The sequence below is a fragment of the Klebsiella pneumoniae subsp. pneumoniae HS11286 genome (assembly GCF_000240185.1).
In the GTDB taxonomy this organism is placed as follows: domain Bacteria; phylum Pseudomonadota; class Gammaproteobacteria; order Enterobacterales; family Enterobacteriaceae; genus Klebsiella; species Klebsiella pneumoniae.
Window position 1 is genome coordinate 4271849 of record NC_016845.1, and the last position, 17344, is coordinate 4289192.

The 17344-nt window shown below is 61.1% G+C and carries 20 protein-coding genes and 3 tRNA genes; 8 read left to right on the forward strand and 15 right to left on the reverse strand.

Annotation, left to right across the window (positions count from 1 at the left end):
- The first annotated feature begins 12 nt into the window (after window positions 1–12).
- The 3 genes from KPHS_42350 to KPHS_42370 are packed head-to-tail and all read left to right on the forward strand — an operon-like array spanning window position 13 to window position 2624.
- Window positions 13–1431 (forward strand): L-fuculokinase, encoded by a 1419-nt coding sequence (locus KPHS_42350; RefSeq protein YP_005228535.1) that lies wholly within the window; start codon window positions 13–15, stop codon window positions 1429–1431.
- Between the two features lies 1 nt (window position 1432).
- Window positions 1433–1855 carry a fucose operon protein gene (locus KPHS_42360; protein ID YP_005228536.1) on the forward strand — a complete coding sequence of 141 codons (423 nt, stop codon included), beginning with the start codon at window positions 1433–1435 and terminating at the stop codon, window positions 1853–1855.
- 58 nt (window positions 1856–1913) lie between these two features.
- The gene (locus KPHS_42370; protein ID YP_005228537.1) at window positions 1914–2624 is read left to right on the forward strand and encodes a DNA-binding transcriptional activator FucR; all 711 of its coding nucleotides are present in this window, start codon (window positions 1914–1916) and stop codon (window positions 2622–2624) included.
- Between the two features lie 48 nt (window positions 2625–2672).
- Here KPHS_42370 and KPHS_42380 read toward each other — a convergent pair whose 3' ends face one another.
- From KPHS_42380 to KPHS_42410, 4 genes are all read right to left on the reverse strand, one after another.
- The gene (locus KPHS_42380; RefSeq protein ID YP_005228538.1) at window positions 2673–3773 is read right to left on the reverse strand and encodes a putative RNA 2'-O-ribose methyltransferase; all 1101 of its coding nucleotides are present in this window, start codon (window positions 3771–3773) and stop codon (window positions 2673–2675) included.
- On the reverse strand, window positions 3766–4161 hold the full coding sequence (locus KPHS_42390) for a DUF423 domain-containing protein (protein YP_005228539.1): 396 nt from the start codon (window positions 4159–4161) through the stop codon (window positions 3766–3768). Before KPHS_42390 ends, KPHS_42380 begins: the two co-directional genes overlap by 8 nt.
- A 19-nt stretch (window positions 4162–4180) precedes the next feature.
- On the reverse strand, window positions 4181–5005 hold the full coding sequence (locus KPHS_42400) for a DNA-binding transcriptional activator GcvA (protein ID YP_005228540.1): 825 nt from the start codon (window positions 5003–5005) through the stop codon (window positions 4181–4183).
- A 444-nt stretch (window positions 5006–5449) separates the two neighbouring features.
- Window positions 5450–5680, reverse strand: a complete 231-nt coding sequence (locus tag KPHS_42410) for a YgdI/YgdR family lipoprotein (RefSeq protein ID YP_005228541.1) — start codon at window positions 5678–5680, stop codon at window positions 5450–5452.
- Window positions 5681–5871: 191 nt separating this feature from the next.
- Here KPHS_42410 and KPHS_42420 point away from each other — a divergent pair, with 191 nt between their 5' ends.
- Together KPHS_42420 and KPHS_42430 are read left to right on the forward strand one after the other, a co-directional pair.
- Complete coding sequence (locus KPHS_42420; RefSeq protein ID YP_005228542.1) at window positions 5872–7077, forward strand: cysteine sulfinate desulfinase; 1206 nt, start codon at window positions 5872–5874, stop codon at window positions 7075–7077.
- On the forward strand, window positions 7077–7508 hold the full coding sequence (locus KPHS_42430; protein YP_005228543.1) for a cysteine desulfurase sulfur acceptor subunit CsdE: 432 nt from the start codon (window positions 7077–7079) through the stop codon (window positions 7506–7508). Before KPHS_42420 ends, KPHS_42430 begins: the two co-directional genes overlap by 1 nt.
- 42 nt (window positions 7509–7550) lie before the next feature.
- Here the strand turns inward: KPHS_42430 and KPHS_42440 are convergent, their stop codons facing one another.
- Window positions 7551–8372: a tRNA cyclic N6-threonylcarbamoyladenosine(37) synthase TcdA gene (locus KPHS_42440; RefSeq protein YP_005228544.1), complete on the reverse strand. Its 822-nt coding sequence runs from the start codon at window positions 8370–8372 to the stop codon at window positions 7551–7553.
- 88 nt (window positions 8373–8460) lie between these two features.
- Entirely contained in the window at window positions 8461–9558 is a 1098-nt protein-coding gene (locus KPHS_42450) for a murein transglycosylase A (protein ID YP_005228545.1), read from the reverse strand.
- Window positions 9559–9768: 210 nt separating this feature from the next.
- Between KPHS_42450 and KPHS_t00510 the strand changes: the two genes are divergently transcribed.
- The 3 genes from KPHS_t00510 to KPHS_t00530 all read left to right on the forward strand — a co-directional run bounded on the left by KPHS_t00510 (window position 9769) and on the right by KPHS_t00530 (window position 10064).
- Window positions 9769–9845: transfer RNA gene (locus KPHS_t00510), tRNA-Met, on the forward strand.
- 33 nt (window positions 9846–9878) lie between these two features.
- Window positions 9879–9955, forward strand: a tRNA-Met gene (locus tag KPHS_t00520).
- A 32-nt stretch (window positions 9956–9987) separates the two neighbouring features.
- Window positions 9988–10064 (forward strand) — tRNA-Met (locus KPHS_t00530).
- A 95-nt stretch (window positions 10065–10159) separates the two neighbouring features.
- Here KPHS_t00530 and KPHS_42460 read toward each other — a convergent pair.
- From KPHS_42460 to KPHS_42540, 9 genes are read right to left on the reverse strand one after another with little or no spacing between them, the layout of a single operon-like run.
- Entirely contained in the window at window positions 10160–11215 is a 1056-nt protein-coding gene (locus KPHS_42460) for a nicotinate-nucleotide-dimethylbenzimidazole phosphoribosyltransferase (protein YP_005228546.1), read from the reverse strand.
- Window positions 11216–11258: 43 nt separating this feature from the next.
- Window positions 11259–11804, reverse strand: coding sequence for an adenosylcobinamide kinase/adenosylcobinamide-phosphate guanylyltransferase (locus tag KPHS_42470; RefSeq protein ID YP_005228547.1), 546 nt, complete (start codon window positions 11802–11804; stop codon window positions 11259–11261).
- Complete coding sequence (locus tag KPHS_42480; RefSeq protein ID YP_005228548.1) at window positions 11798–13321, reverse strand: cobyric acid synthase; 1524 nt, start codon at window positions 13319–13321, stop codon at window positions 11798–11800. Before KPHS_42480 ends, KPHS_42470 begins: the two co-directional genes overlap by 7 nt.
- Window positions 13318–14142 (reverse strand): cobalt transporter ATP-binding subunit, encoded by an 825-nt coding sequence (locus tag KPHS_42490; protein ID YP_005228549.1) that lies wholly within the window; start codon window positions 14140–14142, stop codon window positions 13318–13320. The genes KPHS_42480 and KPHS_42490 overlap by 4 nt, the downstream gene beginning before the upstream one ends.
- 8 nt (window positions 14143–14150) lie before the next feature.
- The gene (locus KPHS_42500; RefSeq protein ID YP_005228550.1) at window positions 14151–14828 is read right to left on the reverse strand and encodes an energy-coupling factor ABC transporter transmembrane protein; all 678 of its coding nucleotides are present in this window, start codon (window positions 14826–14828) and stop codon (window positions 14151–14153) included.
- Window positions 14815–15096 (reverse strand): cobalt transport protein CbiN, encoded by a 282-nt coding sequence (locus KPHS_42510; RefSeq protein ID YP_005228551.1) that lies wholly within the window; start codon window positions 15094–15096, stop codon window positions 14815–14817. The genes KPHS_42500 and KPHS_42510 overlap by 14 nt, the downstream gene beginning before the upstream one ends.
- Window position 15097: 1 nt before the next feature.
- A complete protein-coding gene (locus tag KPHS_42520) occupies window positions 15098–15835 on the reverse strand; it encodes a cobalt ECF transporter S component CbiM (RefSeq protein ID YP_005228552.1) in 738 nt (245 codons plus the stop codon).
- Window positions 15835–16545 (reverse strand): cobalt-factor II C(20)-methyltransferase, encoded by a 711-nt coding sequence (locus tag KPHS_42530; protein ID YP_005228553.1) that lies wholly within the window; start codon window positions 16543–16545, stop codon window positions 15835–15837. Before KPHS_42530 ends, KPHS_42520 begins: the two co-directional genes overlap by 1 nt.
- Window positions 16542–17336 carry a sirohydrochlorin cobaltochelatase gene (locus KPHS_42540; protein ID YP_005228554.1) on the reverse strand — a complete coding sequence of 265 codons (795 nt, stop codon included), beginning with the start codon at window positions 17334–17336 and terminating at the stop codon, window positions 16542–16544. Before KPHS_42540 ends, KPHS_42530 begins: the two co-directional genes overlap by 4 nt.
- Between the last annotated feature and the right edge of the window lie 8 nt (window positions 17337–17344).

Sequence of the window (17344 nt, forward strand, 5' to 3'; positions counted from 1 at the left end):
TCGGGAGTCACTATGAAGCAAGACGTTATCCTGGTCCTCGACTGCGGCGCCACGAACGTGCGGGCGATGGCCGTGGATCGACAAGGGAACATTATCGCCCGCGCCGCAACGGCGAACGCCAGCGACATCGCGGCGGAAAAAAGCGACTGGCACCAGTGGTCGCTGGAGGCCATTATGCAGCGCTTTGCCGACTGCTGTCGGCAGATCCATGACCAGCTGGCCTCCTGCACGGTGCGCGGCATCACCGTCACGACCTTTGGCGTCGATGGCGCGTTGGTGGATGAGCAGGGCGCCCTGCTGTATCCGATCATCAGCTGGAAATGCCCGCGCACCGCGGCGGTGATGGAGAAAATCAGCCAGTATATGCCCGCGCGCCAGCTGCAGCGGATAGCCGGCGTCGGCGCGTTTGCGTTCAACACCCTGTATAAGCTGGTGTGGCTGAAAGAGAACCACCCGCAGCTGCTGGCGCAGGCCCATGCCTGGCTGTTTATTTCATCGCTGATCAACCATCGGCTGACCGGGGAGTTCACCACCGACCTCACCATGGCGGGCACCAGCCAGATGCTCGATCTCCGGCAGCGCGATTTCAGCGCGCCGATCCTGCAGGCGACCGGCCTGCCGCGCCGCCTGTTCCCGCGGCTGGTTGAAGCAGGCCAGCCGATCGGCGCCCTGCTGCCGGAGGCCGCTGCGCTGCTGGGCCTCCCCGTCGGGATCCCGGTTATCTCGGCCGGGCATGACACCCAGTTCGCTCTGTTTGGCGCCGGCGCCGGGCAGGATGAGCCGGTGCTCTCCTCCGGGACCTGGGAGATCCTGATGGTGCGCAGCGCGCAGGTCGACACCTCGCTGCTCTGTGACTACAGCGGCTCCACCTGCGAGCTGGACAGCCAGCCGGGCCGCTATAACCCGGGGATGCAGTGGCTGGCCTCCGGCGTGCTCGAGTGGGTGCGCAAACTGCTGTGGAGCGCTGACACCCCATGGCAGACGCTGATTGACGAAGCGCAGGCGATCCCGCCCGGCGCCCAGGGCGTCAGGATGCAGTGCGACCTGCTCGCCAGCCAGCACGCCGGCTGGCAGGGCGTCACGCTCAACACCACCCGCGGCCATTTTTACCGCGCCGCGCTGGAGGGGTTAAGCGATCAGCTGGCGCAGCATCTGCAAACCCTGGAAAAAATCGGCGGCTTCAGGGCGAAAGAGCTGCTGCTGGTGGGCGGCGGCAGCCGCAACGCGCTATGGAACCAGATCAAGGCCAACCGACTCGGGATACCGATCAAAGTCCTCGACGATGCCGAAACCACCGTGGCCGGCGCGGCGATGTTTGGCTGGTATGGCGTGGGCGAGTTCTCTTCGCCAGAACAGGCCAGAGCGCAGGTCGCGTACCGCTACCGCTATTTCTGGCCGCAAACTGAACCTGAACTGATAGAGGAAGCCTGAGATGCTCAAAACCATTTCCCCGCTGATATCGCCGGAACTGCTGAAAGTGCTGGCCGAAATGGGCCATGGGGATGAAATCATTTTTTCCGATGCCCATTTCCCGGCGCACAGCATGGGGCCGCAGGTGATCCGCGCCGATGGCCTGCGAGTCAGCGATCTGCTGCAGGCGATTATCCCGCTGTTCGAATTAGACAGCTATGCGCCGCCGGTGGTGATGATGGCCGCCGTCGAAGGCGATGCGCTCGACCCGACGGTGGAACAGCGCTATCGGCAGGCGCTATCGGCGCAGGCCCCCTGCCCGGATATCGTGCGGATTGACCGCTTTGCCTTCTACGACCGGGCGCAAAAAGCCTTTGCGATCGTTATCACAGGAGAGTGCGCTAAGTACGGAAATATCCTTTTAAAAAAAGGAGTCACGCCGTAATCTCATGCCGGAGCGTCTGCCTGATGCAGACGCTCAATCAATGATGGGATGAGAATAAATGAAAGCAGCCCGCCAGCAGGCGATCGTCGATCTCCTGATCACCCACAGCATCCTGACCACCGAAACGTTGTCAAAACAGCTCAACGTCAGCAGGGAAACTATTCGCCGCGATCTGAGCGAGCTGCAGGCGCAGGGCAAAGTGCTGCGTAACCACGGCCGGGCCAAAGTGATCCACCAGCGCAGCCAGGACAGCGGCGATCCTTTCCACATGCGCCTGAAAAGCCATTACGCGCATAAAGCCGACATCGCCCGCGAAGCGCTGGCCTGGATTGACGAAGGGATGGTGATCGCCCTCGATGCCAGCTCCACCTGCTGGTATCTCGCCCGCCAGCTGCCGGACCGCCCGCTGCACGTCTTTACCAACAGCCAGCCCATCTGCCAGGAGCTGGCCAAACGCGACCAGATCACGCTCACCTGCTCCGGCGGCACTCTGCAGCGGAAATATGGCTGCTACGTGAACCCGGCGCTGATTTCCCAGCTGAAATCGCTGGAGATCGATCTGTTTATTTTTTCCTGCGAAGGCATCGACCCGCAGGGCGCGCTGTGGGACTCCAATGCGTTCAATGCCGACTTCAAATCGATCCTGCTTAAGCGGGCGGCGCAGTCGCTGCTGCTGATCGACAAAAGCAAGTTCAACCGCTCCGGCGAGGCGAGGATTGGTCATCTGGATGACGTGACGCATATTGTGTCGGATGCGCCGCAGCCTTAAGGGGAAGGCCGGAGGACGCGCACGCGTCTCCGGCCTGAGGGGGAAGGATTAACGCTCGTCGCGACGTCCGCCGACGGCGGCCCACAGGCGGCGCACGTGAACGGTCACCTCTTCACGATCGTGATACAGCTGACGCGCCTGGATCTGGGCGTTAACGCCGTGCTCGTCCAGCTGGGCCTGAATATAGGCCAGATTCTGCGACACCTCTTCATAGCGCTTTTTCATCGGCAGCTTGAGGTTGAAGATGGTCTCCCGGCACCAGCCGTTGACCAGCCACTGCGCCATCAGCGCCGCCACCTTCGCCGGTTTCTCCACCATATCGCAGACCATCCACGAGATGTTGTTGCGGTTCGGACGATAGCGGAAACCGTCTTCGCGCAGCCAGGTCACCTGGCCGGTATCCATCAGGCTCTGGGCCATCGGGCCGTTATCGACCGAAGAGACCCACATGTTGCGCTTCACCAGCTGATAGGTCCAGCCGCCCGGGCAGGCGCCGAGATCGACGGCATACATGCCGTTCGCCAGACGCTCGTCCCACTCGTCCGCCGGAATAAAGACGTGGAACGCCTCTTCCAGCTTGAGGGTGGAACGGCTCGGGGCGTCGGACGGAAACTTCAGCCGCGGAATGCCCATATAGAACGGTGAGTTGTTGTTGCTGTATGAGTAGCCGGTATAGCAGCAGCCGGGTGCGATAAAGAACACATGCACCACCGGTCGCTTTGGTGTTTCATAGTTGGTCAGCACGCCCGCCTCGCGCAGCGCCGCGCGTAACGGCACCGTAAACTTGCGGCAGAACTTCATCAGCTCTTTGCTTTCGTTGGTATCCGCCACTTCCACACGCAGCTCGCCCCCCTTCTCCACCACGCCCTGCAGCATGCCGACGATCGGGGTTATGCGATCCTCCGGCGGCAGGTCGCGCAGCAGTTCGCCGACCACAAACATCTGTCGGGCGAAAATTAGCGAGCTGAACGGCAGATCGCGCACCAGCTTCTCGCCGTCGTCCTGCTGATAACCTTCAAAAATTACATAGCCAGAGTCTTCTTTGACCCGGGCAAAACCAAACACCTCAAGGCGGGCTGCCTTATCGGTAATTTCTGCTGCGCACTCTTTCTCAAACCCAGGGCGACAATAGAGGACAACCTTATTCATGAACAACGCCCTTACGTTTCAGACGAATTGCACCAATTAACATTAAAACCCAACCGGCGAGGAAGCTTACGCCGCCCACCGGGGTCACGAACGCCCACAGACGTAAATGAGAGAGCGCCAGACAATAGAGGCTGCCGCTGAACAGCACGGTCCCTAACGCCAGAAATACGCTGCTCCAGTAGAACCAGATACTGATCCGACGCTGCATCGCCACCGCCAGACCAAAAATCGCCAGGGTATGGAAGGCCTGATACTCCAGGCCGGTATGGATCCAGGCCATCTCCGCCGCGCCGAGCGATTGACTTAAGACATGCGCGCCAAAGGCGCCCAGAGCCACAAAGATAAAGCCGCTAATCGCGGCGAATATCAGCATAAAACGGCTGGTCATGTTGTTACCCTACAAGTAATTATTGTTCATAACGAAAGCGGAATTTTTCTTGTTCACTTGCCGCTTTCGCCAGGATCCACTGCCGGAAAGCGGCTATTTTACCCAGTTCTGCCTGACTGTCATGGCAAACAAGGTAAAACGCATTCTTACTGACCAGAACATCATTAAACGGACACACCAGACGACCGGCTTCAATTTCGGACTGCGCCATGACGTTGTTGGCCAGCGCCACGCCCTGCCCGTGAATGGCCGCCTGCAGCACCATCGCGCTATGGCTGAAAATCGGCCCCTGCTGCACATTAATATGGCTTAGACCAAGCTGACGGGTATAAGTTTGCCAGTCGCGGCGGGACGCATCGTGAAGCAGGGTATGTTGCGCCAGATCGGCAGGCGTTTTCAATGCTTTGTCGCCGGTGAGCAAGAGCGGGGAACAGACCGGCAGCAGATACTCGGCGTACAATTTTTCCACACGCAGGCCCGGCCAGTTGCCGCGGCCGTAAAAAATCGCCACATCGACATCGTCCGCCAGCTTATCCTCCTGACGGTCCACCGCCTGGATCCTGACGTCGATTCCCGGATAAGCTGAGTTAAAGCTTGTGAGTCTTGGCACCAGCCACTGAATGGCGAAACTTGGCAATAAACTGACCGTTAATGCCCCTTTGGCGCTGCGCGCCTGCAGTTTACGCGTCGCTTCCGTCAGTTGCGAAAAAATCTCTTTAATATCCTGAAAATAGCTCTGCCCTTCTTCCGTTAACAGCAGCGAACGATTGCGCCGACGGAACAGCTTAAGGCCCAGAAAATCCTCGAGAGACTTGATTTGATGGCTGACTGCGGCCTGCGTCACAAAAAGCTCATCGGCTGCCCGAGTGAAGCTGAGATGACGTGCGGCTGCATCAAAAACACGTAATGCATTCAGAGGTGGTAATCGCTTCGACATGGTTATTCTGGCTTAGATGTTAACTCAATTTAACAAATAGGAAACAATGATTAACCTATTAGTTTTTTTTATCTGAGCCATTATAAATTGTCCGTTGAGGTTCTACCAGCAAATACCTATAGTGGCGGCACTTCCTGAGCCGGAACGAGAAGCTTTTTTTGGAATGCGTGTTCCATCAAGCTTTTGGCTTACGGTTGTGATGTTGTGTTGTTGTGTTTGCAATTGGTCTGTTTTTGCAGACCCTGGTAGCAAAGCTACCCCTTTTCACTTCCTGTACATTTACCCTGTCTGTCCATAGTGATTTAATGTAGCACCGCAACGCGCGGTGCTTTTTTTTGCCTTTTTACTGCCTTACTCGTCCAGTTCACCCAGTTGTTTCACGTCAGAGCGATTGATCTGCTGTTTGTTGCCCCACGCGTCTTTATACGAGATCATGCCAGTGTCATTATCGGTTTGCGGTTTCCCGTCGGTAACGATGGTCCGCCCATCGTTGGTATGCATCACATAGTTAGAGGAACAGGCGCTCAGGCCTAAAGTCAGCATACAGGCAGAGATAATCGCAGCGGCCTTAGTCATTTTCATTCTTCTCTCCTTACGGCTATTTATACTATTCGTAACTCGTTAAGTAATAGGTTAAAACACAAACCCAACACTTTTCAGCATAACCCTCTTTGACCGACGTGGAGTCACATTCGGACAATTCCACAGGACGCAGAGACCTTGTCACGCCCGGCAAATTGCGCGACGATCGCGGTATTGATACGAGGAATTCCATGAACGCATTCAACCCGGCGCACTTTCGCGCGCAGTTTCCGGCTCTGGCCGATGCCGGCGTCTATCTCGACAGCGCCGCGACAGCGCTCAAACCGCTGGCGGTGATCGACGCCAGCGACCAGTTTTATCGCCTGAGCGCCGGCAATGTCCATCGCAGCCAGTTCGCCGCCGCCCAGCGGCTGACCGAGCGCTACGAGGCGGCCCGCGATCGCGTGGCGGCGTGGCTTAACGCCCCTTCCGGCAAAGATATCGTCTGGACGCGGGGGACCACCGAGGCCATCAATATGGTGGCGCAAAGCTACGTCCGGCCGCGCCTGCAGCCTGGCGATGAAATTATCGTTAGCGAAGCCGAGCATCATGCCAACCTCGTGCCCTGGCTGATGGTGGCCGGGCAGACCGGCGCCAGAGTGGTCAAGCTGCCGCTTGGCGCCGACCGCCTGCCGGATATCGCCAGCCTCAGCGCGCTGATTACCCCGCGCAGCCGGGTGCTGGCCATCGGTCAGATGTCCAACGTCACCGGCGGCTGCCCGGACCTGGCGCAGGCTATCCGCCTTGCTCACGCCGCCGGGATGGTGGTGATGGTCGATGGCGCCCAGGGAGCGGTGCATTTCCCCGCTGACGTGCAGGCGCTGGATATCGATTTTTACGCCTTTTCCGGCCATAAGCTGTATGGCCCGACCGGGATCGGCGCCCTGTACGGCAAAAGCGAGCTGCTGGCAGCGATGTCGCCCTGGCTCGGCGGCGGGAAAATGATCGCCGAGGTCAGCTTTGACGGCTTTACGCCGCAGCCGGCCCCCTATGGCCTCGAGGCCGGTACGCCGAATGTCGCCGGGGTTATCGGCCTCAGCGCCGCGCTGGAGTGGCTGGCGCAGAGCGATATCGGCCAGGCGGAAAACTGGAGCCGCAGTCTGGCGAGCCTGGCGGAAGAGGAACTGGCGAAACGGCCGGGCTTCCGCTCTTTCCGCTGCCAGCAGTCAAGCCTGCTGGCCTTTGAATTTGAGGATATTCATCACAGCGATCTGGTGACGCTGCTGGCGGAGTCCGGCATTGCCCTGCGCGCCGGGCAACACTGCGCCCAGCCGCTGCTGGCGGCCTTAGGGGTCAGCGGCACCCTGCGGGCCTCTTTCGCCCCCTACAATACCCAAGACGATGTTGCGGCGCTGGTCCACGCGGTGGATCGCGCCCTGGAAATTCTGGTGGATTAATGACAACTCTGCACCCCTTCGGCACAACCATTACCGACGCTACGCTGCGCCAGATCTTCGCCCCGCTGAACCAGTGGGAGGATAAATACCGTCAGCTGATTTTATTGGGCAAAAAGCTGCCGACGCTGACCGACGAGCGCAAAGCGCAGGCCCATGAGATTGCCGGCTGTGAGAACCGCGTCTGGCTGGGCTATGAGGAGGACGCCGAGGGCAGGCTGCACTTCTTTGGCGACAGCGAAGGAAGGATTGTGCGCGGTCTGCTGGCGGTACTTTTAACCGCCGTGGAAGGAAAAACCCGCGCCGGGATCCTGGCGCAGGATCCGCTGGCGCTGTTCGACGAGCTGGGGCTGCGCGGCCAGCTCAGCGCCTCGCGCAGCCAGGGCCTCAGCGCCCTGAGCGAGGCGGTGCTCGCCGCCGCCCGCGAAAGTTAATCTCCCGATTTCGCTTTCCCGCCGCCGCGCCCGGTGGGGAAACTATTTTCCGGAAGCCGCAGCGTCACGCTGCGCTTTCGCCAGCATCTTCTTCAGGGCATGCGACACCGCGACGAAGCCGAAGGTCGCGGTCACCATCGTCGCCGCGCCAAAGCCGGAAGCGCAGTCCATCCGCTTCGGCCCTTCCGCCGTGCTCTTCATTGCGCAGACGCTGCCGTCCGCCTGCGGGTAGACCAGCGCTTCCGTAGAGAAGACGCAGTCTACACCGAGCTTACCTTTGCTGTTTTTCACCACCCCAAACTGGCTTTTCAGCCGCTCTCGCAGTTTGGCCGCCAGCGGATCCTGGATGGTCTTCGCCAGGTCCGCGACCTGGATCTGCGTTGGGTCAATCTGACCACCCGCCCCGCCGGTAGTAACCAGCGGCACCTTGTAGCGGCGACACCAGGCGATAAGCGCCGCTTTCGGCCGGACGCTATCGATGGCGTCGATAACATAGCTAAAGCCGACGCCAAGATATTCCGCCACGTTTTCCGGGGTCACGAAATCATCCACCACCGTCACCCGACACTCCGGGTTGATCAGGCGAATACGCTCCGCCATCACCTCCGCTTTCGCCAGCCCGACGTTGCCGCTGAGGGCGTGGATCTGACGATTGGTGTTGGTGACGCAGACATCGTCCATATCGATAAGGGTGATCGCCCCGATGCCGGTCCGCGCCAGCGCTTCCGCCGCCCAGGAGCCGACCCCGCCGATCCCGACCACGCAGACGTGGGCGTCGGCAAAACATTGCAGCGCTTTTTCACCATATAAACGTGCCGTACCGCCAAAACGCTGGCGCCAGGCATCGCTGATTACAACAGACATAGAACCTCAGAACAAAATGACAGCGCCCGGAGGCCGCCGCAAGCGGCGTCATCCGGGCGCCCTGGTCAACAGGCACGGCCGGGGGGGGTTAGCCGCTAAAAACATTCCCCGCGCCCGGGGCGTTTTTCAGCACCCATACGCGGCCGTAGTGGTTATACCAGCCGGCACGGTGGCCCGCGTCAGGCCCAATGCCCTGATAGATGTCGAAATGCTGACCTTTGATGGCCCCGCCGACGTCGAGGGCGACCATCAGGCGCAGTTCGTACTGGCCGTTAAACTTGCCGTTATTATCCAGCAGAGGCACCTCGGCCAGCAAGGTGGTTCCTGGCGGAATAATCGACCGGTCGGAGGCCACCGAGGCGCGGCCGATCAGCGGCACAGCGCTGGCCCCTTTCACCGGCGCGAAAGACTGCGGTTTAAAGAACACGAACGACGGGTTCTGCTCCAGCAGCTCACGCACTTCCGCTTCGCTGTGCTTCTCACCCCACTCGCGGATCGCCTGCATCGACATATCTTCTTTCTTCACTTCCCCGCGGTCGATTAGCACTTTGCCGATGCTGCGATAGGGCCAGCCGTTTTTCCCGGCATAGCTAAAGAAGTTGAGCGGCGAACCATCGCCAAAGTCGATATAGCCGCTGCCCTGCACGTCCATGATGAAGTTATCCATCAACGAGTTGCTATACGCCAGCACATAGTTATCGCTCAGCGCGCCGGCATAGATGCTGGCGCGGGACGGCAGCTTACCGCGCTTTGGCGGCATACGGTAAATGGGGTACTGGAATTCGCCCTGACGGGTGTGGCGCGCCTGCACCACCGGCGTGTAGTAGCCGGTAAACTGGACGTTGCCATAGTTGTCGACGCCCTGCATCTGCCAGGCGTCGATGCCAAACTGGCGCAGCGTACGGGTGTCGCCGCCGGCGCGCAGCCACTCCTGCAGCGCGTTATAGACGTTGCTCTGGCTATTATAGAGGCGTGGCGAGGCGTTACGAATTTGATTAACCTGCTCGGAGAAGTCGCCGGCGTTGATCGGCGCCCCGACGGCATCCGGCTGGTTTACCAGTGAAAACGGCTGGGTGAACTTGCCATCGCTATATTGCTGACCGCGGTCGGTCGGTTTTGAGGAACAGGCGGCGAGCATGGCCAGCATTGCCCCCGTCGCTACATATTTTGCCCAACGTCCTTTCATGGTGTCTCATCTTTTGCTGCGAAGCCTTAGTGCGTGTTGAAGATAACAAAGCGCCGGAGCTATTGAAATGCGCGATCTCATCGATGGCACAGATTTGTGTAAAAAAACACCACAACATGGCGTTTTATAAGCCAATTCTTACAAAAATGTCGATTTGGTCGAAAAAAGGTTGCATCATCTCGCTAGCGGAGTATAGTGCGCTTCCACGGACGCGGGGTGGAGCAGCCTGGTAGCTCGTCGGGCTCATAACCCGAAGGTCGTCGGTTCAAATCCGGCCCCCGCAACCAATTAAAATTTGATGAAGTAAAGCAGTACGGTGACGCGGGGTGGAGCAGCCTGGTAGCTCGTCGGGCTCATAACCCGAAGGTCGTCGGTTCAAATCCGGCCCCCGCAACCAATCAAATTTGACAAAGTGAAGCAGTACGGTGACGCGGGGTGGAGCAGCCTGGTAGCTCGTCGGGCTCATAACCCGAAGGTCGTCGGTTCAAATCCGGCCCCCGCAACCAACATTACAAACACCCTCAAGGGTGTTTTTTTGTTTCTGCCGCCGGCAAAACCTCTGCCGAAAACGGGAACGGCCATTGCCGCCCCCATCTCCTGCTTACCCCTTCGGTAACACAATATTGCTTGCCGCCAGCATGCCCATGCGATGGTACATCGCGCAGGCCGCCTCGACGATCGGCATCGCCAGCGCCGCGCCGCTGCCTTCTCCCAGACGCATGCCCATATTGAGATACGGTTCGAGGCCCAGGTGCGCCAACGCGATACGCGCCCCCTTCTCCGCCGAATAGTGGGACGGGATCAGATACGGTTTCACCTCCGGCGCTATCTGACACGCCGCCAGCGCCGCCGCGTAGGAGAGAAAGCCATCCAGCACCACCGGCAGCCCACAGGACGCCGCCCCCAGCATGACACCGGTCATCCCCAGCAGATCGAAACCACCGACTTTGCTCAGTACGTCGAGGCCATCATTCGGGTCGGGCTGATTGACGGCGATAGCCCGCCGCACCACCTCCATCTTGTTGCCAACCTTCGCCAGCGGCAGATTGGCGCCAATCCCGACCACCTCCTGCGCATCGCTGCCGGTCAGGACGCTGACGATCGCTGCCGCCGGCGTGGTATTGGCCATCCCCAGTTCGCCGACGCCAAACAGGGTAACGCCCTCCTGGGCCAGCGCGCGGGTGTAGCGCATCACCTCCAGCAACAGCTCCTGCCCCTGCTCACGGCTCATCGCCGGACCGCGGGCAATATTGCCGCAGCCCCGCGCCACCCGCATATTCACCACGCCGGGCAGCGGTTCGCTATCGATACCGACATCAATTACATGCACTTTCGCCCCGGCCTGGGCGGCGAGCACGCAGACGCCGGTGGTGCCGCGGGTCATATTTGCCGCCTGGATGGCGGTGACCGCCTTCGGCGAAATCGCCACCCCTTCGTCCCACACTCCATGGTCGGCGCACATCACCAGCAAGGCCTTTTTCGCCACCTGCGGCTGGCCGCCCAGGCCGGGCATTCCCGCCAGCTGCACCGCCAGCGCCTCCAGACGCCCGAGGCTGCCGGGGGGCTTGAGTAAGCCGTCGATGTGTTGCTGTGCCCGCGCCATGGCGTCGGCGTCCGGCGCGGGGATCGCCCGCAGAACCGTGTTTAAATTTTGCATACAGAATCCCTGCCAGGGCTGGCCCGGTCAGCCAGCGATTGAGTTATTTGATTTTGACGCCGATGCCGGAGACCACCAGCCAGACCGCATCCGCCGCGGCCGCCAGGCGCTGATTAACCCGCCCGGCAATATCGCGAAAATGCCGCGCCAGGCGGTTCTCCGGCACAATGCCCATCCCCACCTCGTTGGTCACCAGCACGACGTGCGCCGGACAGCGCTGACAGGCGGCAATCAGCACGCCAATTTCGTCATCAATAGCCCGTTCCATGGCGGCGTAATCCCAGCCGTCGGGGTCGCTGTCGCCGCCGAGCGCGAACAGCAGGTTGGTGACCATGGTGGTGATGCATTCCAGCAAAATCGCCTCCGCTGGGGCGATAGCCGGGGTGATCAGTTCATCAAGCTGCTGCCAGCGCTCGGCGGTGCGCCAGTGGGCGGGCCTGCCGTCGCGATGATGCTGGATCCTTGCGGCCATCTCGTCGTCAAAGATTTGCGAGGTGGCGATATATAACACCTGCGGCGCATCGGCAATCAGCGCCTCGGCATGGCGACTTTTGCCGCTGCGCGCGCCGCCGGTAACCAGAGTCAGCATAGGGGCTCCTGATGTTGGCGCATGATGGCGTAAATTTTATCGATGGCGATATGTTCGCGCATGGCCTTGGCCAGCCGATCAAACTGCCGGGTTTTATAGCGGGCATACTCCAGGGCGCTGTCCAGCGGCGCCAGCCCTTTGCTCTGGCGCAGGCCGTTGAGCAGCGCCCGGGTAAAGGCATCGCTGTCGAACAGGCCATGGAGATAGGTGCCGAACGCCAGGCCGTCGTCGCTTATCGCCCCGTCGTCCACTGCCTGCCCCGCTTTATGCAACTGCAGCAGCGGCGGGCAGCCTGCCTCGCGGCGCGTCTCGCCCATATGAATTTCATAGCCACTGACGCGCAGCCCCGCCGCGTCGGCTAACCAATCCGGGAGCGCAGACCCCAGGGTCGCCTGCACCTGGGTGGTGGTTTTGTGCTGGGCGAAGTGGGTCACGGTCTTCAGCACCCCCAGCCCGGGCTGGGCGCCAAGGCCAGACTCCACCTCATCGATAATGGTTTCGCCCAGCATCTGATAGCCGCCGCAGATCCCCAGCAGCGGCACCTTGCGCTGCCGGGCCTGCTCGACCGCGTGCGCCATGCCGCTCTCGCGCAGCCAGCACAGATCGCCGAGGGTATTTTTACTGCCCGGAAGAATGACCAGGTCGGCGTCGGCCAGCGCCTGCGGATCGCGGACATAGCGCACCCGGACGTCTGGCTGTGCCGCCAGGGCGTTAAAGTCGGTAAAATTGGCGATATGCGGCAGGTGAACCACGGCGATGTCGATATCGCGCCGGTCGGTGCGATGGTATTTCCCGGCCTGCAGCGCGACGCCGTCCTCATCCTCGAGATCCACGTCAAGCCATGGCATAACGCCCAGCACCGGCACCCCGGTCAACGCCTCGATCTGCTCTATCCCGGAGCGCAGGAGCGCCACATCGCCGCGGAATTTATTGATGATCACCCCTTTCACCCGCGCCCGCTCCTGAGGCTGCAGCAGCGCCAGCGTGCCGTAAATCGCGGCAAACACCCCGCCGCGGTCGATATCGGCCACCAGGATCACCGGGCATTGCGCCATCTCGGCCATGCCCATATTGACGATATCGCGGTCGCGCAGGTTAATCTCCGCCGGACTGCCGGCGCCTTCCAGCACCAGCGCCTCATACTCTCCGGCCAGGCTCTGGTAGACCGCGAGGATCTGCTCGCGCAGGCGCGGCTTGTACTGGTGATAGCTCACCGCATCCATGCTGGTCGCCACCTGCCCCATCAGCACCACCTGCGCCTGACGGTCGCTGGTGGGCTTGAGCAAAATCGGATTCATGCGGACATCCGGCGCAATCCCGGCCGCTTCGGCCTGGAAAATCTGCGCCCGGCCCATCTCTTTGCCATCCGGCGTAATGCCGGAGTTCAGCGCCATATTCTGTGATTTAAACGGCGCGGTACGCAGCCCATCCTGATGAAAAATGCGGCACAGTCCCGCCACCAGCACGCTTTTCCCCACGTCGGAAGCCGTGCCCTGCAACATCACTGCCAGCGTCATGACGCCTCCTTTATCGCGCCTATCGCGTTGTTGTGCATCCGCTGAAAAAACTCCGCCTCGGTTTTACACAGCGGCAGCCCCAGTTCGCTATGAAGTTTCACCAGCCACGGCTGCGTCAATCCCGCCCTGTCCATCGTCTCCGCGCAGGCAAATACCTCGCCGGGATCCCCCGCGGCCAGCACTTCGCCGTGACGCAGCACGTAAACGGCGTCGCTCACCTCATAGATCAGATCGATATCGTGGCTGGAGATCACCACGCGCCGCCCCTGCCCGACAATGCGGCGGATGATGGCGATCATCTGCGCCCGCCCGCGTGGATCGAGGCCCGCGGTGGGCTCGTCAAGCAGCAGGTAGCGCGCCTGCAGCACCAGCGCCCCGGCGATTGCCACCCGTTTTTTCTGCCCATGGCTGAGGCACTGGATCGGCTGCTGGCGAAACCCCTGGGCATCGACGAGGGTCAACGCCTCATCCACCCGGCGGGCGATCTCCTCTTCCGCCACCCCGAGGTTACGCAGACTAAAAGCGATATCGCTGTCGATATCGGTATAGAAGATTTGCTGATCCGGATCCTGAAACACCGTCGCCACCTGCTGGCGCAGCGCCAGCAGACCGCGCTTGCTGTAATTCAGCGCCTCTCCCTGCCACAGCACCGCCCCCTGCTGCGGGCGCAGCAGGCCGCTCAGGTTCATAAACAGCGTCGACTTTCCGCAGCCGTTGGCCCCCACCAGGCCGGTCACCGCATGGCGGGAAAAATCCAGCGTCAGCCCTTTAAGTACCGGCTCATCCTGATAGCGAAACCAGAGATCGGTTGTGGCAAGCATACTTATCCTTAGAGGTGAAAATCACCCTGGTACAATTTGATATCCAGCGCCGTGCTCATCTGCTGATAGCGCAGGAGGACGCGGGTGAACAGCAGTCCCACCAGCATCGCCAGCGAGCGATAGCCCTGCGGCACGCTACCATAGCCAAAACGCAGGGTTTGCGCGCGGTGAATCGCCATCGCCTCGTCCAACAGAATAAAAATGAAGCGCCAGGTCAGCAGGATCTGCTCCGTCAACAGCCGCGGTACGCGACCGCGCTTGAGCAAGATAATCAGCTGGGGGAAAGGCAGATTAAGCACCAGCCAGAGCGTGGCCGCCATCGCTGCCAGGCTGCGCCAGAAGGTCTCCCCGGCCACGGCCAGCCCCGGAGCGGAAATCCCTATCGAGAAAGCGCCCAGCCGCAAGCTCGCTAACAGCATCTGCGGGTCGCGGCTAACGCTGAACAGAATGGTCAGCACGCCGACCAGCAAAAAGCCAAAGGGTAGCGCCATCCAGCGGCACCAGCGCCAGAATGAGACCCGCAGCAGCCAGCAGGTCAGCGCGGCGGTCAGCGCCAGCGTCAGCGCCTGGCCCCACGCCGGCAGCGTAAAGGCCAGCGCCATCAGCAGCAGCCAGAGCAGAAACTTACGCTCTGGCGCCACCTGCAACCAGCGGCTCTGGTAGCTGAGTCGGTCAAACCCGGTCATCACGGCGCTGTCTGCCCCTCGCATATCCGAGAATGTAAAAAATCACCGCCGCGCCCAGCGAGCCCTGCAGGGTAAACAGCAGACTCTCAATCTCGCCGCTCGCCGGTTCATATAGCGGCTGGAACCAGGGTTGATAATCCGGCGCCACCACCTGGATCTGGCTCTCCGCTTCGCCGTCCGAGCCGCCAAACTCGCCGCCGTGGTTAATAAAAAATGGCAGGATCATCAGGGCGGCCACCATCGCCAACAGGATCAGGGTCTTTTTCATATTAATGTGCCTCCGCGGCGATCAGTCGCCGTTTGGTTAGCTGATCGTAGATCATCACGGTGAGCAAGCCTTCCGCGATGGCGATCGGGATCTGCGTCAGGCAGAAGATGCCCATAAACTTGGCGATCGATCCGCCTGCCCCGGTTGCCGGATCGGGAAAAGCCACCCCGAGCTGGACGGAGGTGACAAAGTAGGTCATCAGATCCGCCAGCATGGCGCAGAGAAAGACCCCGACATCGCGACGGATCCCCGCCCGACAGGCCAGCTTCCACACCAGATAGCCGACCATCGGGCCGATCACCGCCATCGACATCCCGTTGGCGCCAAGGGTGGTCAGGCCGCCATGCGCCAGCAGCAGCGCCTGGAACAGCAGAACGATCGCCCCCAGCACCGCCACCACGCCCGGCCCGAAGAGGATCACCGCCAGACCGACGCCGGTCGGGTGCGAGCAGCTACCGGTCACCGACGGGATCTTCAGCGCCGAAAGAACAAAAATAAACGCCCCGCAGAGGGCCAGCAGCACCTTCTGATTGCTCTCTTCCTGAACGATACGCCGCAGGCGCACCAGGCCGTACCACAGGCAGGGTAAAAACAGCAGCCACCACGCCAGCGCCCACATCGGCGGCAAAAAGCCCTCCATGATATGCATGGCGAACGCCTCCTGCGGGACGATGATCAGCAGAACAGCGGCCGCCAGCCCCCCATACGAAAGCTGCTTCAGCGATTTCACCTGATTCATTACGCCTCCTCCCACTGTTTGTTAACCAGAATGGTCGAGAAATAGGGCAGCGGCTGGTCATCGCTGACCTCGCGCAGACGGCGCCAGCACTGCTCGCCCGGCAGGGTGGCCTCTGACATCATCAGCGCCGCATCCAGCAGCCCCGCCTGCGCCAGCAGCGCCTTAATGCGGGCGAAGCGGCCGTAGACTTTCATCAGCACCAGACTGTCATGCTGGCGCAGCGCCGCGGCAATGTCCGCTTCCGGCGCGGTGCAGGAGATCACCGCCAGCGACTGCTGCTCCATGGCCAGCGGGGTTTTCGCCCGCGCGGCAATGGCGGCGAAGGAGGTAACGCCAGGGACAATCTCCAGCCACTCCGGGCAGCCAATCCGCTGCAGCAGAAAGACCCAGGTGCTGAACAACATGGCGTCGCCGAGGGTGATAAACCCGACCTGCCTGCCCGCCGCCACCTCCTGGGCCAGCGCCGCGGCAACGTCGTTCCACACCGCCTCTTTTTCCGCGCTGTCGGCGCTCATCGGAAAATGGCAGCAGCGGACCTCCGTGTGTGCGCCCAGGTACTCGCGTACGATGGAGAGCGCCAGGCTGTCGCCGCCTTTGCGGCCGGCTGGCGCATACAGCACATCCAGCTGGCCGAGGATCCGCGCCGCACGCACGGTGATCAGATCGGCCGCCCCCGGCCCGCTGCTCAGGGCGTATAGTTTGCCGCTCATGCTGCTTTCTCCATCGTGTCGTTCAGCGCCAGCTGCAGATGGGCGACAAACATCGCCCGCACCGCCGGATTCTCCCCTAACCCGTTAAGCCATGGCGTGGCGGGGATACCGGCGGCATTGAAGCGGGTTTTCCACGAATCGTCTTCGTCGGAGGCCATATCATTAATGGCATGATCGCCGGCCACCAGCATCAGCGGCATCAGATGCACGCCGGTCACGCCCTGGCGGGAGAGTTCGTTAATGACGATGTCCACTTCGGGATAGCTTTCCACCGCCCCCACCCGCGCCGGAAAACCCTGCACCGCCATCATATGATCCAGACAGGCGTAGGCCGCGAAGGCGTGGTGGCTGGCGCCGTGCCCCATAAACACCACTCGCTCCGTCGCCGCCAGCGGCGGCATCTGCTGGCGCAGGGCCTGCATCAGCTGCACGTAATCGCCATGACCGCTCAACAGCGGCGCGCCCAGCGTCAGACGCTGAAAGCGCGGGCGCATGCTCTGCACTTCGCGAACGATCTTCTCGTACTCGTCGCCGTTGATAATGTGCAGGGACTGGATAGCCACATCCTGGTATCCCTGCTCGGCCAGCTTTTGCAGAGCCTGCAGCGGAGTATCGATATGAATACCATCGCGCTGCTGCAGTTTGCGAATAATCATCCCCGAGGTGAAGGCGCGGAACAGCGTGCGGTCCGGGCAGCTGGCGGCCAGATCGCGCTCGCAGGCGGCGATGTTCTTCTCGCGGGTGTCGTGATAGCTGGTGCCAAAGCTCACCACCAGAAGTGCTTTTTTCATATCCTCTT